General features: G+C 56.5%; 21 protein-coding genes and 7 pseudogenes. 16 read left to right on the plus strand and 12 right to left on the minus strand.

Going from position 1 to position 20885, the window contains the following annotated elements; translation table 11 throughout:
- The first annotated feature begins 58 nt into the window (after window positions 1-58).
- The 5 genes and pseudogenes from AS026_RS16185 to AS026_RS16200 all read left to right on the plus strand — a co-directional run bounded on the left by AS026_RS16185 (window position 59) and on the right by AS026_RS16200 (window position 4043).
- A pseudogene (locus AS026_RS16185) lies at window positions 59-1085 on the plus strand (LysR family transcriptional regulator).
- Between the two features lie 335 nt (window positions 1086-1420).
- Window positions 1421-1594, plus strand: a pseudogene (nifH, locus tag AS026_RS40005) (nitrogenase reductase); the annotation flags it as partial.
- A gap of 64 nt (window positions 1595-1658) precedes the next feature.
- A pseudogene (locus AS026_RS44560) lies at window positions 1659-1897 on the plus strand (DUF269 domain-containing protein).
- Between the two features lie 84 nt (window positions 1898-1981).
- On the plus strand, window positions 1982-2185 hold the full coding sequence (locus tag AS026_RS16190) for a CCE_0567 family metalloprotein (RefSeq protein WP_007539142.1): 204 nt from the start codon (window positions 1982-1984) through the stop codon (window positions 2183-2185).
- 844 nt (window positions 2186-3029) lie between these two features.
- Window positions 3030-4043 (plus strand): 1-aminocyclopropane-1-carboxylate deaminase, encoded by a 1014-nt coding sequence (locus AS026_RS16200; RefSeq protein ID WP_007539135.1) that lies wholly within the window; start codon window positions 3030-3032, stop codon window positions 4041-4043.
- Between the two features lie 42 nt (window positions 4044-4085).
- On the opposite strand, the gene AS026_RS44565 is transcribed toward AS026_RS16200, so the two are convergent.
- From AS026_RS44565 to AS026_RS16205, 3 genes and pseudogenes are all read right to left on the minus strand, one after another.
- On the minus strand, window positions 4086-4376 hold the full coding sequence (locus AS026_RS44565) for a hypothetical protein (RefSeq protein WP_205634471.1): 291 nt from the start codon (window positions 4374-4376) through the stop codon (window positions 4086-4088).
- Window positions 4374-4585 (minus strand): annotated as a pseudogene (locus AS026_RS40025) (carbonic anhydrase family protein); the annotation flags it as partial. The pseudogene AS026_RS40025 and the gene AS026_RS44565, both read right to left, overlap by 3 nt.
- Window positions 4586-4887: 302 nt before the next feature.
- Window positions 4888-5346, minus strand: a complete 459-nt coding sequence (locus tag AS026_RS16205; protein ID WP_007539130.1) for a pseudoazurin — start codon at window positions 5344-5346, stop codon at window positions 4888-4890.
- A 395-nt stretch (window positions 5347-5741) separates the two neighbouring features.
- Here AS026_RS16205 and ccoN point away from each other — a divergent pair, with 395 nt between their 5' ends.
- The 8 genes from ccoN to AS026_RS16245 all read left to right on the plus strand — a co-directional run bounded on the left by ccoN (window position 5742) and on the right by AS026_RS16245 (window position 14058).
- Complete coding sequence (gene ccoN, locus AS026_RS16210) at window positions 5742-7352, plus strand: cytochrome-c oxidase, cbb3-type subunit I (RefSeq protein WP_028748900.1); 1611 nt, start codon at window positions 5742-5744, stop codon at window positions 7350-7352.
- A gap of 10 nt (window positions 7353-7362) precedes the next feature.
- Window positions 7363-8094, plus strand: a complete 732-nt coding sequence (gene ccoO, locus AS026_RS16215) for a cytochrome-c oxidase, cbb3-type subunit II (protein WP_028748899.1) — start codon at window positions 7363-7365, stop codon at window positions 8092-8094.
- Window positions 8095-8102: 8 nt separating this feature from the next.
- Window positions 8103-8255 carry a CcoQ/FixQ family Cbb3-type cytochrome c oxidase assembly chaperone gene (locus tag AS026_RS16220; protein ID WP_028748898.1) on the plus strand — a complete coding sequence of 51 codons (153 nt, stop codon included), beginning with the start codon at window positions 8103-8105 and terminating at the stop codon, window positions 8253-8255.
- Between the two features lies 1 nt (window position 8256).
- Window positions 8257-9120, plus strand: coding sequence for a cytochrome-c oxidase, cbb3-type subunit III (ccoP, locus tag AS026_RS16225; protein WP_007539122.1), 864 nt, complete (start codon window positions 8257-8259; stop codon window positions 9118-9120).
- A 944-nt stretch (window positions 9121-10064) separates the two neighbouring features.
- A complete protein-coding gene (locus tag AS026_RS16230) occupies window positions 10065-10748 on the plus strand; it encodes an OmpW/AlkL family protein (protein ID WP_007539120.1) in 684 nt (227 codons plus the stop codon).
- A gap of 335 nt (window positions 10749-11083) precedes the next feature.
- Window positions 11084-12601 carry a PAS domain-containing sensor histidine kinase gene (gene fixL, locus AS026_RS16235; RefSeq protein ID WP_007539115.1) on the plus strand — a complete coding sequence of 506 codons (1518 nt, stop codon included), beginning with the start codon at window positions 11084-11086 and terminating at the stop codon, window positions 12599-12601.
- A complete protein-coding gene (gene fixJ, locus AS026_RS16240) occupies window positions 12594-13205 on the plus strand; it encodes a response regulator FixJ (RefSeq protein ID WP_028748897.1) in 612 nt (203 codons plus the stop codon). Before fixL ends, fixJ begins: the two co-directional genes overlap by 8 nt.
- A 163-nt stretch (window positions 13206-13368) precedes the next feature.
- Window positions 13369-14058 (plus strand): helix-turn-helix domain-containing protein, encoded by a 690-nt coding sequence (locus AS026_RS16245; protein ID WP_062370592.1) that lies wholly within the window; start codon window positions 13369-13371, stop codon window positions 14056-14058.
- A 291-nt stretch (window positions 14059-14349) separates the two neighbouring features.
- Here the strand turns inward: AS026_RS16245 and AS026_RS16250 are convergent, their stop codons facing one another.
- The 3 genes and pseudogenes from AS026_RS16250 to nifB all read right to left on the minus strand — a co-directional run bounded on the left by AS026_RS16250 (window position 14350) and on the right by nifB (window position 16483).
- Window positions 14350-14679 (minus strand): nitrogen fixation protein NifZ, encoded by a 330-nt coding sequence (locus tag AS026_RS16250; RefSeq protein WP_028748896.1) that lies wholly within the window; start codon window positions 14677-14679, stop codon window positions 14350-14352.
- A gap of 83 nt (window positions 14680-14762) precedes the next feature.
- Window positions 14763-14977 (minus strand): annotated as a pseudogene (locus AS026_RS16255) (4Fe-4S binding protein).
- A 27-nt stretch (window positions 14978-15004) separates the two neighbouring features.
- Window positions 15005-16483, minus strand: a complete 1479-nt coding sequence (gene nifB / locus AS026_RS16260; protein ID WP_007539107.1) for a nitrogenase cofactor biosynthesis protein NifB — start codon at window positions 16481-16483, stop codon at window positions 15005-15007.
- A 508-nt stretch (window positions 16484-16991) separates the two neighbouring features.
- On the opposite strand from nifB, the gene AS026_RS16265 reads away from it, so the two are divergent.
- Entirely contained in the window at window positions 16992-17375 is a 384-nt protein-coding gene (locus AS026_RS16265; RefSeq protein WP_007539105.1) for a transposase, read from the plus strand.
- 91 nt (window positions 17376-17466) lie between these two features.
- Here the strand turns inward: AS026_RS16265 and AS026_RS40030 are convergent.
- From AS026_RS40030 to AS026_RS43420, 5 genes and pseudogenes are all read right to left on the minus strand, one after another.
- A pseudogene (locus tag AS026_RS40030) lies at window positions 17467-17592 on the minus strand (helix-turn-helix domain-containing protein); the annotation flags it as partial.
- Window positions 17593-17629: 37 nt separating this feature from the next.
- Window positions 17630-17941: a beta/alpha barrel domain-containing protein gene (locus AS026_RS16270; protein WP_007539103.1), complete on the minus strand. Its 312-nt coding sequence runs from the start codon at window positions 17939-17941 to the stop codon at window positions 17630-17632.
- Between the two features lie 117 nt (window positions 17942-18058).
- Window positions 18059-18199 (minus strand): IS66 family insertion sequence element accessory protein TnpB, encoded by a 141-nt coding sequence (gene tnpB, locus AS026_RS16275; RefSeq protein ID WP_081593633.1) that lies wholly within the window; start codon window positions 18197-18199, stop codon window positions 18059-18061.
- Complete coding sequence (locus tag AS026_RS44015) at window positions 18196-18318, minus strand: hypothetical protein (RefSeq protein WP_100248176.1); 123 nt, start codon at window positions 18316-18318, stop codon at window positions 18196-18198. Before AS026_RS44015 ends, tnpB begins: the two co-directional genes overlap by 4 nt.
- Window positions 18319-18428: 110 nt before the next feature.
- Window positions 18429-18763, minus strand: a pseudogene (locus AS026_RS43420) (transposase); the annotation flags it as partial.
- 126 nt (window positions 18764-18889) lie between these two features.
- Here AS026_RS43420 and AS026_RS16285 point away from each other — a divergent pair.
- Both AS026_RS16285 and AS026_RS16290 read left to right on the plus strand, forming a co-directional pair.
- A complete protein-coding gene (locus tag AS026_RS16285) occupies window positions 18890-19606 on the plus strand; it encodes an antitoxin Xre/MbcA/ParS-like domain-containing protein (protein ID WP_007539099.1) in 717 nt (238 codons plus the stop codon).
- A gap of 87 nt (window positions 19607-19693) precedes the next feature.
- Complete coding sequence (locus AS026_RS16290; protein ID WP_342587566.1) at window positions 19694-20191, plus strand: RES family NAD+ phosphorylase; 498 nt, start codon at window positions 19694-19696, stop codon at window positions 20189-20191.
- 184 nt (window positions 20192-20375) lie between these two features.
- On the opposite strand, the gene AS026_RS16295 is transcribed toward AS026_RS16290, so the two are convergent.
- The coding region (locus AS026_RS16295) for an IS630 family transposase (protein WP_131815275.1) at window positions 20376-20885 on the minus strand (510 nt) is incomplete at its 5' end.

Below are 20885 nucleotides of genomic sequence, written 5' to 3' on the forward strand. Positions count from 1 at the left end.
TTACTTTAATTGGGGGCTGAGCAGCAGGCGTTCTAGTGTTCCAAGCAGAGACAAACCTATGAGATTTAAGGGTCTAGATCTTAACCTTCTCGTCGCGCTTGACGCGCTGATGACGGAACGAAATCTTACCGCGGCTGCACGTAGCATCAACCTTAGCCAGCCTGCGATGAGCGCGCCGGTTGCCAGGCTGCGAACATATTTTCGAGACGAGCTGTTTATGATGGTGGGCCGCGAGCTCGTCCCGACGCCCCGAGCCGAAGGACTCGCTGCATCGGTGCGTGAAGCGTTGTTGCACATCCAGCTATCGGTTATTTCGTGGCAGCCTTTCGATTCCGCTCAAAGCGAACGTCGCTTCAGAGTGATCCTGTCCGACTACGTCACGCTGGTATTTATCGAGAATGTAGTCGAGCGGGTAGCGCGAGAGGCTCCAGGGGTAAGTTTTGAATTCATGCCGATCGCCGAAGATTTCGACGAGCTCCTACAGCGCGGCGACGTCGACTTTCTGATCATGCCTGAGGTCATTCATGTCGAAGCACCCTTACACGGGGCTTTTCGATGATGTCTTCGTATGCGTGGCTTGTGAAGGAAACGACTGCATCGGCGAATCCTTCTCCTTCGATCAGTACATGTCGATGGGGCATGTCGCCGTCAAATTCGGCTGTTCCTTGAAACCTGCTGTTGATGACTTGTATTTGCGCGAACGCGGTTACTCGAGGCGCGTAGAGATCGTGGTTCAGTCTTTCAGCATGATACCGGCGATGCTCTCTGGAACGCGTCGTATTGGCACGATGCCTTTGAGACTTGCTCAGCATTGTGCACAGAGTACGCCACTGCGCATTCTGGATTTACCGCTGCCAATTCCGAAGCTGACCGAGGCAGTTCAGTGGCCTATGCTTCACGATAACGATCCTGCCAGCCTTTGGATGCGCCAAACGCTTCTTGAAGAGGCCGCAAGGATGGCGCCTTCTGAACAGGTGTATCCGGCACTGGCACGCCAATTCGTGTCCCTAGAAACCACAGCCGCCCGACCAGCTTTGGAAGGCGGCGCTGTGCGTTCGCTTACGACAGAAACAGCTTCTGTGTGAGATGCGTAAACTCGACCACGAACGGGCAGTCGCTCTGGCTGACTTCGTGACTTGGCGGCCAGCGGCAAAGTAGAGAGCCTTGGTCCCGCTGGTCGACCTCTCGAGGCGGCTGCTTTGATCGGCCGGCCTGCTCCGGACGGCCATGATCAATTTGTCCGTCCTGTGACAATCGGTTGTTCGCAATACGGCTGAAGTTGTCTCTTCAACGCCCCGAAATACCGTGTTGGTCGCTCTTGAAGCTGATGTTGCACGTGGCACGGGTTTTGAAACACTGCAAGCGGCGCGGCTGAGTGCCAGCCGGACGCCGAAAACCAATGAAGGGGAAGTAAGGCAAGATGGCAGATTCGCGTCAAATCGCATTCTACGGCAAAGGAGGTATCGGCTAATGCACGACCTCCCAGAACACGCTAGCGGCCCTCGTCGATCTTGGGCAGAAAATTCTCATCGTCGGTTGCGACCTGAAGGCTGCGTCGGAGGTCATGGCGATCTCCCTTCAGTCTTCGTCGTCGAAAAAGGAAAAAACGACAGGAGCTTCTTTCCGACTATATTGTTACGAAGGAACAGCGCCGTTCAATGGCGATCATTGGCGATCCTGACTCGAACTGCTTTCCAGGATCCAGCTGTTCTACACATGCATAGGGCTCGGAGTGGAGGAACGTACGGGCCTTCAAACATCCTCGCTGATGACAATCAACCACGAGGGGTTGGGCGTGTCGTTTTTAATGACCGCGCGCCTCGTGACTTTGTCGAAAACACTACGGGATGTCCATCGCTTAGTTTTGGCTCCTGCAGGAGTTATCTGGATGTGGTGAAACGTTACTCGACCATGCCATGAAGATCATCTTTACCTTTCGGGATGTGGCGCGGGCATAACGTTCGACGTAAAAGAGGGAACCATGCTGAACCTAGATGAACAGCTCAAAATCGTACGCAAGTTGCAGTTCCGGGCCGCGTCGGCGAAGCTGGAGCTGCATGATTTGGCTGAGGATCTCCCGGTTCGCTGGACCGACATCAAACTTGTGGCCGAGAAGACATTTGATGCTTTTGCAGAATTGGACGCCGCTCGCAAGAAGCTGTCAATCTCGGGGAAGGGGCGATGATTGGGCCATTTTACACGCACGATGGTTCAAGCTGGGAACCTCAATAACTAGCATCGATGCGATTAGCTGCATTCGGGTGCGGCCGCTGCTTCAAGGTCTGCTAGCGACAAGGGGTGCGTCTTCACGGCGTCTATGAGCTGGGGGAGGTCTTCGAGGTGTCCGAAGGTGATGAATTAGATGATCGGCTAAATCGTATGGTCATGGTCGTCGACCGGCGGTGCATCTGTGCGCGTGTTTGCCCAAAGAACTGTCAAACCATGTCGACGCTTCAGATGTCGATCATTGATAATACGCGAGATTAGGAGAGTTTATCGTGTCCTTCCGGATATTTATTCCAATCCTGCTGCTGATCGTTATCGTGAGTGGTGGTTCAGCATACGCTGCCTCACTGTCAATTACTCGGACCATTTTCGTTCTGCTTCCAGTATATTTGGTCGCACAGGTCGCCTACTTCATCAGCCTTGTGTATGCTGTATATCGTTCCCGCAACGCTGATTTTTGCCAGCCGCGACCGGTTTATCCGGCAAACGTGAAGGCTGCTGAAAAGCTGCGAATAAGAGGTCATGAAGGTATCAACGCTTCCAACATTCTCCACCTCCGCCAAAATCGGGAACCCTAAGGTGCTTCAGGTCTGATTCTCGGTTCCTTGCAGACTTAAGAGGGTTCGCGACGGCCATTCAGTCGCGGTCCTGTTGTTCAGCAGGGGCTGTCCACATCACGTACTCTCGAACGCAAACTATTGAGCCGTGCGCCTTTCATCGCCATCCCTAAGTGTCTCTAAGGGTGGGCTATCACGTGACGCCCTCGCTACGGGCGTCGTCTACACTTTTTTCTCGAGCGAAACATGCTGAAAAATTTTCCCAGATATCCACTAACCTTTGGTCCAACCCCAATTGAGAAGCTTGATCGACTGACCGAGCATCTCGGAGATAGGGTCGAAATCTACGTTAAAAGGGAGGATTGTAATTCGGGCCTTTCTTTCGGCGGCAATAAGCTTCGTAAACTGGAATACATTATCCCCGATGCCATTGCTTCCGGTGCAGACACTCTGGTGTCGGTTGGTGGAGTGCAGTCGAACCACACGCGAATGGTAGCCGCAGTTGCTGCAAAGATCGGTATGAAATGCTTGCTCATCCAAGAAAGTTGGGTACCGGGCGTGGATGCCAATTATGATCGTGTCGGTAACATTCTCATAAGCCGACTGATGGGCGCGGAGGTGCGTCTCGTTGACGCTGGATTCGACATGGGAGCATCAGAGAGCCTTGAGAGGGCGGTAGAGGATGTTAAGCAACAGGGCGGGAGGCCATACAAAATTCCAGCGGGAGCTTCCGAACACCGCTTCGGTGGCCTCGGTTATGTTGGCTTTGCCTCGGAACTTCGCGACCAGGAGAGGCAGCTGGGCTTCGTTTTTGATTTCATCGTCGTGTGTACTGTTACCGGATCGACACAAGCCGGTATGGTGGTCGGCCTTTCAAAGGATGGGCGGCAGCGCAATGTGATCGGGATCGACGCTTCCGGCATCCCAGAGAAAGCCCGGGCAGAAGTCTTAAAGATCGCCAAGCGTACGCAGAGGTTGGTCGATCCCAGCATCAGCATTCAAGCTGGCGATGTTGTCTTGTTCGATGACTATGCCTATCCCCACTATGGGGTGCCGTCAGCCGATACGGTCAGGGCGATCCGCCTTTGCGCGCAGCTGGAAGGTATTGTGACGGATCCCGTATATGAGGGCAAGTCGATGCAGGGGCTAATAGATCTCGTACAGACGGGATACTTTCCCGACCGATCAAAGGTGCTGTTCGTACATCTTGGCGGGGGGCCGGCGATCAATAGCTACAGCAATGCTTTCTATACGCCCTAGCGTGATTGTGCCGCTGGAGCCGACTGCCGGCTTTGCCTCTCCTCATGCGATGACCCAGGCCGTTGCCGCCGAGATAATCGGCCCGGCCCCGAAGCCTGCCTCAAAGCTTTGCGTGGCGGCGATGCGGTAGTGCTCTGAAAACCCGACCGTCTCGGGCGTGATCTGCCTCAATCTTATCGATGACCTGAGCAAGCGGAAGATCGGTATCAAGGTGCTCGCCGGTGAAGACGCGTCGATCGACACCACGACCGCCAACGGCCGGCTAGTGTTCGCGATCTTTGCCGCTCTTTCGTAATTCGAACGCCCTCTGATCGTCGCGAGAACGAAGGTCACCATCCAATCGACGACTTCGCTGCAGGGCGGCTGTGGTTAGTGATCCCTCGTAAGCCCAGTATCCGAGGGTGGATGGCAGCAACCCCTAGGGTCCACCCCGGCGATCGCGGCTTCCTCGCCGGGCTTGTGCGTGAAAGCTGCCGCGAGGTTGGAGAAGACGGGATGGGAAGATCCAGGAACAAGGAAACGCCTAATACGCCCAGCGCACCCGCGACCAAGCTCCCCGGCAGAAGCGCAAGTGCCGCTACAACCTTGCGGTGCCAGCGAAAAAACGACACTAGAAAACAGCCGTCAAGTTCCCCGACAGAGGGGGCAGCTGTTTTCGAGAGGGTTCAGCGACTTCAGACCGATCTCTTGTCAGCGGAAGCTGCAAGCTCTAACTCTGGTGCCTCCGGTTTTTAGCTCAACCGGCCGCGCGCGAGTGCAGCGAGGCAGTGCCGTGTCAGCTATATACATACGTCTCAAGCTGCCCATTGCTAATGGCTTTACAAGGTTTGTTGCCAGCAATCTATCATTCGCTCGGCGCTTTCTTATCTGCACGCATGAGGAGGGCATCAAGGCGCTTACGCACCAGATTTGGAAGTTTAGCAGTCTTAATGGCGTCGAGATTGGCCGGGTTATCGCCAACCTCAATGAGGGCCACCATTCCCATACCTGCATGCGGCGTGCATTTCACGACGTAGGCGCCCGGAATGTCGAATTTTGCCCGATATTCTTCGTTTGCTTTAGACTTGAATTCGGCCGCCCCCTTGGGGATTAGGTCATGGAATGTTTCGACATTGTGGCCCTTGTCAACGGGAATGAAGGTGACGTTGTCGCCGGGTGCAATCTTCACGAACCCCGGTTCGAAGACCATTGCGCCGTCGGCGCCTTTGTTGAGCATCCGGATCTGGTAATCCGCCGCCACGAGTGGCATCGCCGAAAAGGCCAAGGCTGCCGTTGCAATGATCGGACCGATTTTAAAACGCATTTCTTATCTCCGTTTGGACGCCGAATAGCCGTCAGCCCCCGACTTTAGGCGGAGATCAGCAGATATCTTTGAGATTGAGCAAATTCCGATTGATATTTTTGAGGGCGGACAGCAAGTGAGCTCGCGGCTACTCTCTCCTCTCGAACGCGGTCTCCCTGCGTATCCACCTGTACCGGCTCGATAGTGGATGAGCACGCTCGGAATGGCGACCCTCACGCAACAGCCATCGGCTTGAAAAGCGCAACTGTCTTGAACCAAGCCAACAAAACGGGAAAAACTATAGCGTTTGTGATACAGATCAAGGACTTGTTTCCCCTCTCGTGGGAACCGTTCCTCAAAGCGGCAAGAAAGACGGCTGTCCATGGCGCAGTCATCTGCGGCTTGGAGGCCATGACATGAATTACCCTGCTGAAACTGTGTTAGTTGCGGTCGGCGCTTTCTTGGCACTGGTTGGTGCCGGGGCCGCTCGTGATCAGCTTTTTGCGGCCCACATGGGGGTCCTGTTCTTCTGCCTCCTGGCAGGCACGGTGCTGCTGGTGCGGGTTGATTCGCCAAGGGGGGCTCTCGCCAAGGCACGATCGGGGGCCTATTTTGACGAGGTTGTCCGGTATGGATTGATCGCCACCGTCTTTTGGGGCGTGATCGGCTTCCTGGTAGGTGTCGTCATCGCCCTCCAACTGGCCTTTCCTGGTTTGAATATCGCGCCACATTTTAACTTTGGTCGGCTCCGCCCCGTTCATACCTCCGCCGTCATTTTCGCGTTTGGCGGCAATGCTTTAATAATGACTTCCTTCTACAGCGTGCAGCGTACCTGTCGGGTCCGCCTCTTCGGCGGCAATCTCGGCTGGTTCGTATTTTGGGGCTACCAGCTCTTCATTGTCATGGCCGCGACCGGGTACCTCCTTGGGATCACTGAGGGACGAGAATATGCGGAGCCCGAATGGTATGTCGACATCTGGCTGACGATCATCTGGGTCGCCTATCTCCTTGCATTCCTCGGAACGATCCTGAAGCGCAAGGAACCGCATATCTACGTTGCGAACTGGTTCTATCTGAGCTTCATCGTCACGATCGCTATGTTGCATGTCGTAAACAATCTGGCCGTGCCGGTCTCTTTCCTCGGTTCGAAGAGCTATTCGCTTTTTTCGGGCGTGCAGGACGCTCTAACCCAGTGGTGGTACGGCCATAACGCAGTTGGCTTCTTCCTGACTTCCGGCTTCCTGGGCATGATGTATTATTTCGTGCCGAAGCAGGCCAACCGTCCGATCTATTCCTACCGCCTGTCGATCATCCACTTCTGGGCCCTGATCTTCATGTATATCTGGGCCGGCCCGCATCACCTGCACTTTACCGCGCTGCCGGATTGGGCTCAGACGCTCGGCATGGTGTTTTCGGTTATGCTCTGGATGCCCTCATGGGGCGGCATGATCAACGGTATAATGACTTTATCGGGCGCATGGGACAAGATCCGCACAGACCCGATCATCCGCATGATGATCATGGCAGTCGCCTTTTATGGGATGTCGACCTTCGAGGGTCCGATGATGGCGGTTAAGACAGTCAATTCCCTCAGCCACTACACGGAATGGACGATTGGCCATGTTCATTCCGGGGCGCTTGGCTGGGTCGGCATGATCACTTTCGGTGCGATCTACTATCTGACGCCGAAGCTCTGGGGTCGCGAGCGACTTTACAGCCTTCGCATGGTCAACTGGCACTTCTGGCTCGCCACCCTCGGCATCGCCATTTACGCCGCCGTTCTGTGGGTCGCCGGTATCCAGCAGGGTCTCATGTGGCGCGAGTACAATACCCAAGGGTTCCTGGTCTATTCGTTCGCGGAAACTGTCGCAGCGATGTTCCCTTACTACCTCCTGCGTGCGCTCGGCGGTGGCCTTTATCTGGCCGGCGTCGTGGTCATGGCCTTCAACGTCGCCATGACCATCCGCGGAAACCAGCGCGAAGAAGCCGCCATCCCCGGAGCGTTCAAGGCCCACGCCGGCGAATGAGGTAAACAAGATGTCCATCCTGGAAAAACATCAGATCCTTGAGAAAAATGCCACGCTGCTTCTCGTAGGGTCCCTCCTGGTTGTGAGTATTGGCGGCATCGTGGAGATTGCACCGCTGTTCTATCTCCAGAACACGATTGAGAAAGTGGAGGGCATGCGCCCCTATACGCCGCTCGAGCTCGCCGGACGAAACATCTATATCCGCGAAGGATGCTATTTGTGCCACAGCCAAATGATCAGGCCATTCCGCGACGAGGTTGAGCGGTACGGCCACTACTCCCTCGCGGCTGAATCGATGTATGATCATCCATTCCAATGGGGTTCGAAGCGCACGGGGCCTGACCTCGCCAGGGTGGGAGGGCGTTATTCCAATGAATGGCATGTGCAGCATCTGGCCGATCCGCGCGGCGTCGTCCCGGAATCGATCATGCCAAGTTACGCCTTCCTCAAAGAAAGGGAGGTGACGGTTAACAACATCGGCATGGATCTGAAGGCCAACGAAAACGTGGGTGTGCCCTATACCGACGACATGCTGGCGCAGGCCGAAGCCGACATGCGCGCCCAGGCCGTTCCAAACGCCAACACGGCCGGTTTGCTTGCGCGCTACCCGGAAGCAAAGGTGGGTAACTTCGACGGCGATCCCTCAAGACTTACGGAGATGGATGCATTGGTCTCGTACCTCCAGATGCTCGGCACTCTGGTTGATTTTTCGACGTACGATGACGCGACGGGATATCGATGAGGGTCACTATGGAAACTTACAACGCAATGCGACACTTCGCCGACAGTTGGGGACTTCGGGCGATGGCGGTGTTCTTTGTGGGCGCGCTCTCTTTCACCCTCCGGCCCGGCAGCAAACAGATCGCCGACGACACCGCGATCATACCGCTGAAGGATGAATGAGATGCCGGAAAAACACGTTGACGAGATCAGCGGCGTCGAGACGACGGGTCACGAATGGGACGGAATTCGAGAACTCAACAATCCCATGCCGCGTTGGTGGATCTGGACATTTTATGTCACCGTTCTGTGGGCGATCGGTTATGCATTCGCGTACCCGTCGATACCGATGATCAAAGAAACTACTAAGGGTTTGCTCGGCTTCTCCAGCCGCGCGGAGCTGCAGCAGCAAGTGCAACTCGCTAAGGCTGTTCAGACGCAGTTCGAGCAGCAGATCAACGCAAAGACCGTAGTGGAAATCGACGGGGATCCGTCCCTGCGGGAATTGGCCATTGCAGGCGGTGCGTCTGCCTTCAAAGTCAACTGTGCCCCGTGCCATGGTTCGGGTGCGACAGGTGGGTTGGGTTTTCCTAACCTGAACGACGATGATTGGCTCTGGGGCGGCGATCTTACGGCCATTCAACAGACTGTCGCTCATGGCATCCGCTTTGACGAAGATCCAGAGACGCGCGTGTCGGAGATGTCCGCTTTCGGTGACGTGCTCGAACGCACGCAGATACGACAGGTTGCCGCTTATGTATGGGGCCTGACTAACACACCTTCCAATCCGGCATTGGCGGAAGCTGGAAAGCAGGTTTTCATCGACAATTGCGCCGTCTGTCACGGTGAAGATAAAAAGGGCAAGCAGGAGATGGGTGCACCGAATCTCGCCGACGGAATCTGGCTCAAAGGGCGAGGGGAGGAGGCGATAATCCGCCAGGTAACTGCGCCAAAGCACGGCGTCATGCCGGCGTGGTCGGCCCGGTTGGGCGACACCGTAGTTAAGGAAGTCACAGTGTTTGTTCATTCGCTGGGCGGGGGAAAGTAGGAAGAAAGAAGAACAGCCAACCATATCACAATCCTCTACACCTCCTATGTTTGACGCCGTGCGGTTGATCGCAAACGTATTTGTGATCAAGCAACGCAGTTGCCTTTGGCGCGGCAACAAGGCCACCGCGAAAAGCTAGAGCGCGTCCGTTGAACGCGGATCGGGATTCTGATGACATCTGGCGTGCTTGATGATTCCCTGCCTTCAAATTGGGAGGTATGGATGGCACGAGCACTGAGTGCTGATCTTCGCAGCCGCGTTTAACTGCTGCTTAAGATGTAATGTCGGCGCGTCTGCGGCGACGGGGTCCGGGATCGGGTTTCGTCGGCGATTGCCTGGATCGCGAACGCACGGCATGGCCGCCAGTTTTCGGCAGCCAAAGCTCGATTAAAATGGATGCGCTCTAGAAAGTTTCATCGCGAATTTGATTTCGATTAAAGACCGCAGCATCACAAGACGATATTGTCCGCAGCTGGAGGACGTTCCCTGCGGTTTCTCCCCGTAGTTCCTCCGAGCCACGCTCCCGGAGGGAGTGTGGCTCTTTTTCGGTTTGAGCCGACGGCTTGTTCGTCTCTCCTTGATTTACGTCAAGAACGCTCGGCTCGTCGAATGCGAGATGAGGATCATCAATAGGATGGTAAGCGATGAACCTCGACGTTGCTCCCGGCCCACCTGACGATAACGTCGAACCGTTCGACGTCGAAAAGGCCAGCAGCCGGCACAGGAAGAAGGTGTTTCCGAAGCGGGCGAAGGGTCGGTTCAGACGGTTCCAATGAGTCGTCACGATCATCACGCTTGGTGATGATCGTCGATTAGCGAGCAATCGAGAGATATCCGAGGCTTGGCTAAGACTAGTTTTCTTATGTGATCCAGCTCAAATCACCACGCGCCAAACGGTGCTATCTCTCTCGACCGTTACGAAATTCGGATCAAAGGAGAGGAAAATGATATCCAGCAATATCGTCCGCGCCATCATGACCGTCACAGCTTTGGTTGCCGCCTGTACCGCGGAAGCGGCGGATATTAGGACCGCTCGAGCTGCAGCGCCTGCCGCTGCTGCGGGGGCAGAGCCGAGTCCGTGGCAGATACGCTTGCGGGCACTTGACGTGATCACCAACGACTCTGGCCGCGTCGACGGATTGCCGGGTTCGGACCTTTCCTTTTCGAATACGGTCATACCGGAATTCGACATCTCGTATTTCTTCAGCGAAAATATCGCTGCGGAACTCATCCTCGCCACAACTTACGCCAAGGTTTATGGGGGTGGCTCCATTTCAGCGCTCGACGAGGTCGGCAAGACATGGCTGCTGCCGCCCACCCTGACCATACAATACCATTTCACCGATTTCGGCGCTTTTCGGCCCTATGTCGGCGCCGGCGTCAACTATACGCTGTTCTACAACCAGTCCGGCAAGAGTGCCCGCAGCCTTGATGTAAAGAACACCTTTGGCGTCGCCTTACAGGCCGGTTTCGACTATATGCTCGACGACCATTGGGGCGTGAACTTTGACGCGAAGAAAATCTTACTGAGACCCGATTTCGATGCCAATGTCGGCGGCGCCGGCGTCAGCGGCAAGGCCAAGCTCGATCCATGGCTAATCGGCGCCGGGGTTACTTACCGTTTTTAATCCGGTGAAGTTCTGGGCGGCTAGAGCACGTCCGTTTTGATCGGAGTCATATCGGCTGCTGCGAAGTGGTTTGTACATTCCTGCGGTTTGTTGGTTCCGATACAACACAGCACAGGCGGCAAAGCTCGGCTGCTTGGGAAATCCAAGCGCGGCAACACCTATCTGCGTACTTAATGCTTCGGACTTCCAGTGATTTATGCTCCGCGGTCGAGCGCGGACACATAGGCAAATGGCGAAATGCTTGATGGCAGCTGTATGGTCATGAAAAAGCATGCGGCTCAATTGCGCTCTGCCAGTGGCGTAGCCACGTTACTAATCCTATGGTGGATCACGGAATGCGTTCACAAAGCGTTGGTGGGATAACGCGATTCGGCAGGATGATCGTCAAGTGGAGAGGCATGCCGATCGCGACCTATATTATCATTACCACGTCTCCATTGGTCATTCTTGCACTGAGATTGGCACTTACGGAGCTTGTTGGCGACCGGCTTATTCTGTTTTCGTTTATCCCTGCTATTCTGATCGTCGCAATAGTCGGCGGCTTGAAGCCAGTCGTGTTTACCGCGGTGGCGTCGCTTGCCGCAGCTATCTTTGTTCAGCGATTGCATGATGCAGTCGATCCGAGTGGCGTTGAATTGGTCTTCTTTGGCGCGTCGGTGTTTCTGATTGCTTGTCTGGGAGAGTCACTCCAGGCGACGAGACACGCCATCGTCAGGATAGAAACTCTCGTGGCAGCCCGCGATGCGCATCTGAGATCGATCTTGGACACATTGCCCGACGCGACGGTGGTCATTGCGGCCGACGGCACGATTGTTTCCTTCAATGCCGCCGCCGTCCGGCAGTTCGGGTATGAGGAACAGGAAGTCATCGGGGAGAACCTGCGAGTATTAATGCCTGAACCTTATCGAGGCGAACACGACGGCTATATTCAACGGTACCTCAGAACCGGCGAGAAGCGCGTCGTCGGCATCGATCGCGGTGTCGTCGGGCGCAGGAAGGATGGATCGACGTTTCCCATGAAGCTAACCGTGGGCGAGATGAAATCGAGCGGTGAACTGTTTTTCACAGGCTTCATCAGAGACCTTACGGAGCGAGAAGAATCGGCCGCTCGCTTCGAACAAATTCAGGCTGAATTGGCGAGATTGGCCCGCCTGAGCGAAATGGGCGAAATGGCGTCGACGCTCGCGCACGAGCTGAACCAACCCTTGTCTGCCATCGCAAATTACGCTCAGGGGTGTACGAGGCTATTGCGCGATATGGACAACACCCTCGCAACGAGAGTGCGAGGTGCCTTGGAAGAGATTGCGAGCCAGTCTTTGCGGGCGGGGCAGATCATCAAGCGTCTTAGGGAGTTCGTCACGAAAGGCGAAACGGAAAAGGGACTCGAAGACATTCGCAAACTGGTGGAGGAAGCGGGCGCTCTGGCGCTAGTCGGTTCCCGCGCGAACGGCGTCATAACTGTGTTCGAATACCTTCCCGGTGCTGAGATGGTAATGGTCGATCGTGTTCAGGTCCAACAGGTCCTCATCAATCTGATGCGAAACGCCATCGAGGCGATGCGCCATGTCGACTATCGCGAGCTCACGATCCGCACGATGCCCACCAATGCGGGCGAAGTCGCCGTCATTGTGGAAGACACCGGCCGAGGCATTCCGGACGAAATTGCCGCGGAGCTCTTCAAGCCGTTCGTCTCGACCAAGGTAAGTGGAATGGGCATCGGCCTTTCGATCTCGAAACGTATTGTCGAAGCCCACGGTGGTGAAATGACAGTCTCGAAAAATGCGGCTGGCGGAGCTACGTTCCGGTTCACGCTGCCCGGCTATGGGGAAGGACGAACGGGTGGGGATAACTGACTACACAGTTCATATCGTCGATGACGAAGAGCCGGTGCGGAAATCGTTTGCCTTCATGCTGGCCATCAACGGCTATGCCGTGAAGCTGCATCAATCGGCTGCCTCGTTTCTTTCCTTCGCCCCGAGCATCCATAACGGAATTCTGGTCACTGACCTCAGGATGCCGGAGATCTCGGGTCTTGATCTCATCAGGCAACTCGGTGTGAAAAAGATCCCCATCCCTTCCATCGTGATTACCGGCCATGGCGATGTACCGATGGCCGTCGAGGCCATGAAAGCGGGCGCAGTCGACTTCATCGAAAAGCCTTTCGAGGACGACGTGATCATAGAGGCAATCGAACGAGCGTCAGAACATCTAATCGTTCCAGGGGCCAACGCCGACGAAATCACCGACATTCAAACGCGCCTCCAAACCCTGAGCGAGAGAGAGCGCCAGGTGCTCTCTGCCGTGGTGGCCGGTTTTCCGAACAAATCGATCGCCCATGATCTCGATATCAGTGCCCGTACGGTGGAGGTGCATCGCGCCAGCGCCATGTCAAAAATGAAAGCAAAAAACCTCCCACATCTCGTGCGCATGGCTCTCGCGGCTGGTTTCGCGCCTTAGTTTCGCGGTGTTGATCTCGCGCAATCCCCGTCGTGCCGCAGGCCTGGGGACTCGCTGGCGCAAACCGCACGGGATCCCGTCTAAGTAATTTCCCTTAGTGAGCTAACCGAATTTTGCGGCGTGGCAAGAACTGCCAATCTTCCCCGGCCATGGGGAATACGAGATGTATGCCACTTTCAAACCCGCAGCGCAGAATATCATAATGCCGGAGAACGTTGCGCGGCCACAATTTCCGGGGGCGCACCTCGTTGTGACATATAAACGCGGCCGAGTGATATATGCCGAAGGTGATAGCGTGGATAAATGCTATCAGGTTTGTGCCGGAGCTGTCCGTGTATACGGCCTCATCTCGGACGGACGGCGGCAGGTTGTTTCCTTCCATCTCGCAGGGGAGACATTCGGCTTTGAAGCGGCCTCAAAGCATCGCTTTTTTGCCGAGGCTATCGCCGATACTAGAATAATCGTGTCTGCACGGCATCCTATCCAGGAGCATTCGCCGGAACTTCTTGCACTCGCATTGGGCGGCATGAAGCGTGCTCAGGAACATCTGTTGGTTATCGGGCGGCCGTGTGCGGTTGAACGCGTCGCGGCATTCCTGATGGATCTCTCGAACCGTCTGGGTGGTGTTCGTCAGGTAAGATTGCCGATGTCGCGACAGGACATTGCGGACTATCTCGCCCTGACAACCGAGAGCGTATCGCGTGCCATGACCGAATTGAAGGAGCGGAAGGTGATCGCCCTGCACCATGTGAGGACAGTCGACATCATCAAGCCGGGCGCTCTCCGTTCGCTCTGTCATCAGGCTGCGCCGCGAACTCGGGCCTCCATTACGCCGGCCATTGGATGCCTTTGACCCGTGTAATGGAGCAGTGCGCAACGCTCCTCGATAGCGCCGCGGCGCGGCACACAATAGTCAGACACTTTTGCGTCGCAAGAAGGAGAGAGGCTGCCCGTGAATCGAGACGGCTCGATGGTGCACGACAAAGGGTCTGCTGTTGGCTATTATCGAAAGGTTGCAGACCTTCGATGAAGACATTTTACGGCGCGTCGGTCCCTGATGAAGTTTTGTCAAACGCTCGCGCCGTCGCAGGCTGCCGAGGCTAGCCTTGCGAAAGCCGCAGGCCGGCGCTCGTTCTGCGGATCATTACGTGTATGTCGCTATTTTGTCATTGGGGGCGGCGGTTTCAGCGGCACCAGAAGCCGCGGCTTTGTCGAGGCTCATCAGTTCGCGCGCGCGCATGCCGACGACAGTGCCGCGACCGACCCATTCGACGGCATAGATGTAAAACTGCTGCAGAAAGGTGCCGATGTCGCGCACATAGCCTTCGTCGCCCTTCCGCACCAGATTTTCGCCGATATTTTTGCCAGCATAGCTCCCGTCATTCTTGACGTGAAGTATGGCCCGCACCCGCTCGCCCGGTATAAATTGTGGAGGCTTGCGGATCTCGACCTCCTGTTCACGTCCAAGGCCCATCACACTTCCTCCTTTTGCGAGCTGCAGGATGTCAATAAAGGCGTTCAAGTCTCCTCCGCAGGAGCCCTCGACCATACCGGCGATTAAATTGAGGGTGCGCCGGCACCGCAGGTCTTCGGCCGCCCCGGACAGACCGCGGCGCATTGCTGGGTTTCGAAGGTTTCCTTGCATTCGGTGCACTTGTCCGGATCGATCACGTAGCTCGCGCGCTTGAACTTGATCGCGCCGGAGGGCATTCGAACTCGCAAGCACCGCACTGGGTGCATTGGGATACGATGATCCTGAAGGCCGTTTTCAACTCCTGAGAATGTTAGAACAAGATCGCTCACGCCGTCCCCGCTAGCGGTTCGACCCCAAACTCGGCGGCGTAAAGGGCGCCGATGGCGGTCTCGATGTAGTCATAGCCATAAGCGTCCGTTGCTCGGACTCCAGCCTCCATGAGCTGATTCCTAGGGCACTCCCCGATCTTGGCGCATAACACGACGTCAATGCCCTCGAGGGCGGCGATGATGCCGTCGAGGGTGGCTTCCTCGCCCTCGCCTCCAAGGCAATACTGCTCGACCTTGCGATGCGCGACGTAGGTGATCCCTTTCGGCGAAGCTTCATATACCTGGAATTCCTTCGCGTGGCCGAAGTGCTCGTTGATGCGGCCGCCGCCCTTCGTCGCGACCGCGACCTGGAGAGACCCGCCGCGGGCTGCCTTGACTATTTCGGTTGCCCCGTTCTTGGCCGTCACGTGATCGCTTCGTTCGCGCGCGACCACTTCCCGATAGGCCTCGCGCTTGCGGGCGTCGTACGTGATCTCGCCGGGGATCTGGTCGAGGGTGAATTCCTGGCCGCGATCATCGCCGAGCAGCCCGACTGCATCGGCCCGGCACTGCCGGCAATGGCGCATCAGCTTTGCGCCGCCTTCGAGGCGATCCTGAAGCGCCTTCAATTCCAGCGCCCGTGGGCCACGCTGCCCGGTCAGGCCGTAGAAGGTGCCGTGGGCCGGATCGGAAATCAGCGGCATAACGTTGTGCAGAAACGCGCCCCGCTCCTTGACCCATTTGTTCACCTCTATCAGGTGCTCGTCGTTGACGCCTGGAATCATCACCGAATTAACCTTGGTGAGGATGCCGTGCGCGGTCAGCATTTCCAGGCCCAACATCTGCCGCTCGTGCAGGATTCTGGCTGCTTCGATGCCGGTGTAGCGGCGGTTGTCGTAATAGATCCAGGGATAGATCCTTGCGCCGATTTCCGGGTCGACCATGTTGATAGTGATTGTCACGTGATCGATATTCATCTCGACAAGCTCGGCGACGTGATCCGGCAGCGCAAGCCCGTTGGTGGAGATGCACAGCTTGATGTCGTGGATCTCCATGGCAATTCGTTCGAACGTTGCCTTTGTCTTCGTCCAGTCGTAACAGGCATCGCCCGGTCCGGCGATGCCGAGCACGGAAAGCTGCGGCACTTCGTTGGCGACGGCAATGACTTTGCGTACCGCCTGGTCTGGCGTCAGCTTTTCCGAGACCACTCCAGGCCGGCTTTCGTTGGCGCAATCATATTTACGGTTGCAGTAGTTGCACTGAATATTGCAGGCTGGTGCGACCGCGACGTGCATGCGCGCGAAATAGTGGTGGGCTTCTTCCGAATAGCAGGGATGATTCTTGATCTTCGCCCAGATGGCCTGGTCGAAGTCGTCCGGATTTGTGGAGGCGCCGCAGGATGAGGATGTGCAACCACCGGATTTCGAGGTCGCCAGCAATTGATCCAAGGATGTCCTGCTGGCCAGGCTCTCAAGCGAAATCATCGGTGTGGACATTGAAGACTCCGTTGGTAGGTAACGTCGCATTTCAAATCGCAAAAGCGATGCCAACTTAAAGAATGGTTTTTTACCAACGTGCGCTGATCATGACCGATGCGCCCCAATCGCGCATTCCGATTGACATGATCTTCAACGGCTGATCAATGAGCCTGCTCCAAGCGCGGCAGCAGTGATCGACGATATCGTCTTAGTCAAGACGCGGTTCGACAGCGAGTTGTCTCTCATGAACTGCCAGAGGTTCTCGACCGTTTGGCACAATGAGTCAGAAATCAGCTGATTTGCGAATACCATAACGAGTCGGCGTTAATGCCCGCCGGTATACTTCAACATCTTTGGGTTTTCTTGTCCGATTCCGTCCGTTTGCTCGGACACAGCTTTGTCAGGCTCTCGACAAGGGACAAGCGAATTGGTCGTGAAAGCCAGCGACATCAAGCATACAAAATGCAAGAAGGGCGTAAGCGCGTAGGCCATGGCGATTTTCTGCATGAGTCATGTGGAGAATCTTATGAGCGACAGTGTGAATCACCCTCGAACCTTTGAGGTTTTGACCGCGGAGCCGGTGCGAAGAAGACGCAAGTCGCGTGAGTGGTCGGACGACGAAAAGGCGCGGATCCTGGCCATGGCGCTGCAGCCTGGGGCGAACATCTCGGCGGTTGCCCGGTCTGAAGGCTTAGATCCGTCACAGCTTTATGGATGGCATCGCACGGCACTGGCATCGGGCGCTGTTGCGCCCCTGACGGAGGAAACGGGAACGCAGAAGTTCGCGCGCGTTGAAACGGTAAGCAGCGGCTCGGTCGATATTGCCATTGCCGATATGGTGGTGCGCGTCTGCGGCGCGTTCGATCCTGATCACCTGGTGAAGGTTCTGCGGGCGGTTCGCAAGGCATGATCGCTTCGGGTGTGGTGGTCTATGTGTCATGCCAGCCGGTCGACTTCCGCAAAGGAGCCGCCTACAGAAGGGCAAAATGTCACCACCACGCTTACAGCTTCTTCACCTCGATACGATGCCGGCGCAGAGCATAGCCGACCTGGCGCGCCGTGAGGCCGAGGATATGAGCCGCCTTGGCCTGAACCCAGCCAGCCTTCTCCATCGCCTCGAACGGTCGGATCGATTTTTTGTCAGATCAAAAGTGCAAGCACCACTCAGGCGTGGTGGAAGCCCTCTGGGAGTCCCGCATCCTGGACATGGCCATACAGCGCCTCGCCCGGCAGTCCGGACAGGATGATCGGACGCGCCGCAATTAGCTTGTCGATGTCGATGCCGGTTTTGAGACCCATGGCCTCGAGCATGATCACGAGATCTTCCGTCACGATATTGCCGGTGGCGCCCGGTGCATAGGGACATCCTCCGAGGCCGGCCCGGGAGGAACCGAAGGTGGTCACATCGACGTCGAGCGCCGCAACGACATTGCCGAGACCCTGACCGCGGGTGCTCGCGCTGCTGCGCGCCGACAAACGCAAACTGAGCCAAGAATATCAACTGGCGAGGAAAGAGGTGTAGTATGAACGCCGATCGTTGGCATAAAGGCAAACTCCCGAGCCATCCCACCAGACAATCTTGATCCGGTCAGCTCACTTGGCTCGGAAGACATAAAGCGCACCGTTGAACGGGTCACTGCCGGCGTCCCGCACCAGCGACAACAAACTGTCTGGCCCCTTGCGGAAGTCGATCGGATGGCTCGCGAGAAAGACCTTCACGCCCGACGGGATCATGCCGACCGTACCGCTCGGATCACCCGCTGCAGATGGGCCGCATCGAAGTCGCTACCAGCACGGATAACAACGTCGCCAACCACCACCTCAATTGTGCCAACCGACCTCTTATCAACCATTACAGCGTTCCAGCCGGATCTCGCGACCAACGGCGTTGCCCGTCCCGAGCATCACGACGCTAACTAAATAGCTGTGACGGATGTTGTATCCCGAGGCGATGCGCAATCGCCGACACGCTTGCGCCGGGCTCCATCGCTTCAGCCACTGCCCGCTCTTTGAACTCATCAGACCAACGCCGCCAAAACTGCCGTGGGGCGTCGAGACCCGGGCGCAGGTGGTTTTTCAGCTCCGGAGTCATGTCCTCAGCGATCCCACAGGCTTCGGCGATCGTTGTCCAGTCGATGCGGCCGTTCGCGGTGGTGACTTGCGGTAGATGATCAGGCTGATGAGGTAAGGCCGGATGTTCTCCAGAACCCGTTTCGATGCGATCGGCGCAATGCGCAGTTCGCAGAAGTCTGAGATTTTTGGTTGAAAATGGCGTGAGGAAACGTCTTGTTTTGGCATGCTCGCATTCCATAGCTTTCGGCCCCATGCCGAGGGCGAGCGCACTGTATTTGTGAATCCGGACAAGCAATCTGGACATCTCGGACAATCCGCACTATCTTTGTTTCGAAGAACAAGGAGGCGATTATGGCATTGACTGCTCCAAAATCGGATAGTGACAGCGGGTTTGCGTTAAAGCCAGCTGCGATGCATGATATTCTAGAGGTGCTCGCCCGCCACAATCCTGGATTATCCAAGACGGCGCTCAAGGCGACGGGAAAGGTTGTGGCCGCCATTTCGGCGGCGACGGCGCAGCTCACGACCGAGCAGCAACGGAAGATCGTATCCCATGAGGACAAGCTAGCGGAAGCACTGGGGGCCGTGGTCGCTGACATCGCGTCTAGAGACGGGCGCCCCTTAACCCTTCTAAAGGTCGAGCAGCCGGTCGAAGTCAGTAATGGAGCCGGACTCAATAACCTATTGGACATGGACGAAGGGCGACGACGACTGACGGCCTATGGGACGCCGGTGCGGATTGAGGATTGGGCGGGTCCCGTTGCTGGTCCCGCCGAGATCGAGAAGACGTTCGGCACGAAAAGATCGACACTGCACGACTGGCAGACACGCGGGGCGGTTATCGGCCTGTTGAAAGGGGAGCGTAAGCATGTCTTCCCGTTGGCGCAGTTCGTGGACGGTCGTCCCGTCAAGGGCATGTCGGATGTGACCCGGATCATACGCAATCCGCGTGCGGCATGGCAATGGTTGATCCAGCCGAAGTCGAGCATCGGCGGGGCTCCCCTTGATCAGCTCAAGGCCGGGAACGTTGACGAGGTTATCGCGGCAGCCTACCGGGACTTCGGCTGAATCGTGAAGCTTGATTCAAAAACACTCTCGGAACTCGCGCTTGATTTCCAGCCCCGCTCCTATCTCCGCGTGATGGCCGTTTCTCACATGGCGACTCCCCTCGGTATGGGCTTTGGGCAGACGCGATTTTCGAGCCCGAGCATGGCATTTCAACTCGTTTATATCGCACACGATGTTGCGACGGCCATCGCTGAAACGATTGTCAGGGACCGTTTTGAGGACGCGAGCGAGCGGGTTCTTGACCAGACGGAAATTGAGGAATGGGCGGTTGCCGAGGTGACGGCTCCAACGCCCCTGGTGGTGATCGACTTGCGCTCCACAGGGTTGCTGAGGCTCGGCGTTAGCACAGATGCGGCGCGCGCCAAGGAACATCGGGAAGGCCAGAAGTTCAGCGAAACTCTCTACAGCTCTTTCGCCGTCGATGGTTTGCTTTACTCGTCCCGGCTAACATCGGCTGAATGTTTGGCGGTTTATGACCGCGCCGTCGGCACCAAGCTTCAAGCATCGCCTGCTGTAAACCTCATCCGGCATCCCGACCTCATTCCGGCGCTGGAGTCCATCGGTGTCACTATCCGGAGTGCGTAGAGATGCACGTGATCTGCAGTCGGCAAAAATCATCCACGCTGCCCACAATTCCGCGCGTGCTGCAACGAAGGTGTGTTGAGTAAAGTACAGTTTATCAGCTTCGACTGCGGAGCCAATTGAGCTGCCACACGAATAGTCTTACTGAGTCACAAAAGCGGAGAGATTTGGGCATTGCAATGATGTGCTAGTCACCTGAATCTGAAGTTCGGTTCATTGTCTTCTGGCAAAAGCGTTTGACCGACGCGAGGATCTGGTCGGCGGATTTGACCCACTTGTATGGGGTGGGATTGTCGTTGTGGGTTTCTATGAAAGCGTCGATGTCGGCTTCAAGTTCTGCAGTGGAACGGTGTACGCCGCGCTGCAACTGTTTTCGCGTCAGCTCTGCGAACCATCGCTCGACCTGATTGATCCAGGATGCCGACGTTGGCGTGAAGTGAACGTGCCAGTGTGGGCGGCGCGCGAGCCAGGCCTTGACCCTTGGTGTCTTGTGGGTGGCATAGTTGTCCATCACCAGATGCACGTCCGGCCCATTGGGCATTTCGGCGTCAATCCGCTTCAAAAAGTCGAGGAATTCGGTCGCTCGGTGACGCTTGTAGCAATGACCGATCACGGCGCCAGTCGCGACGTCGAGCGCGGCGAACAGGGAGGTCGTGCCGTTGCGGACATAGGTATGAGTGCGCCGTTCGGCGACGCC

The organism is Rhizobium altiplani (assembly GCF_001542405.1).
In the GTDB taxonomy this organism is placed as follows: Bacteria; Pseudomonadota; Alphaproteobacteria; order Rhizobiales; family Rhizobiaceae; genus Rhizobium; species Rhizobium altiplani.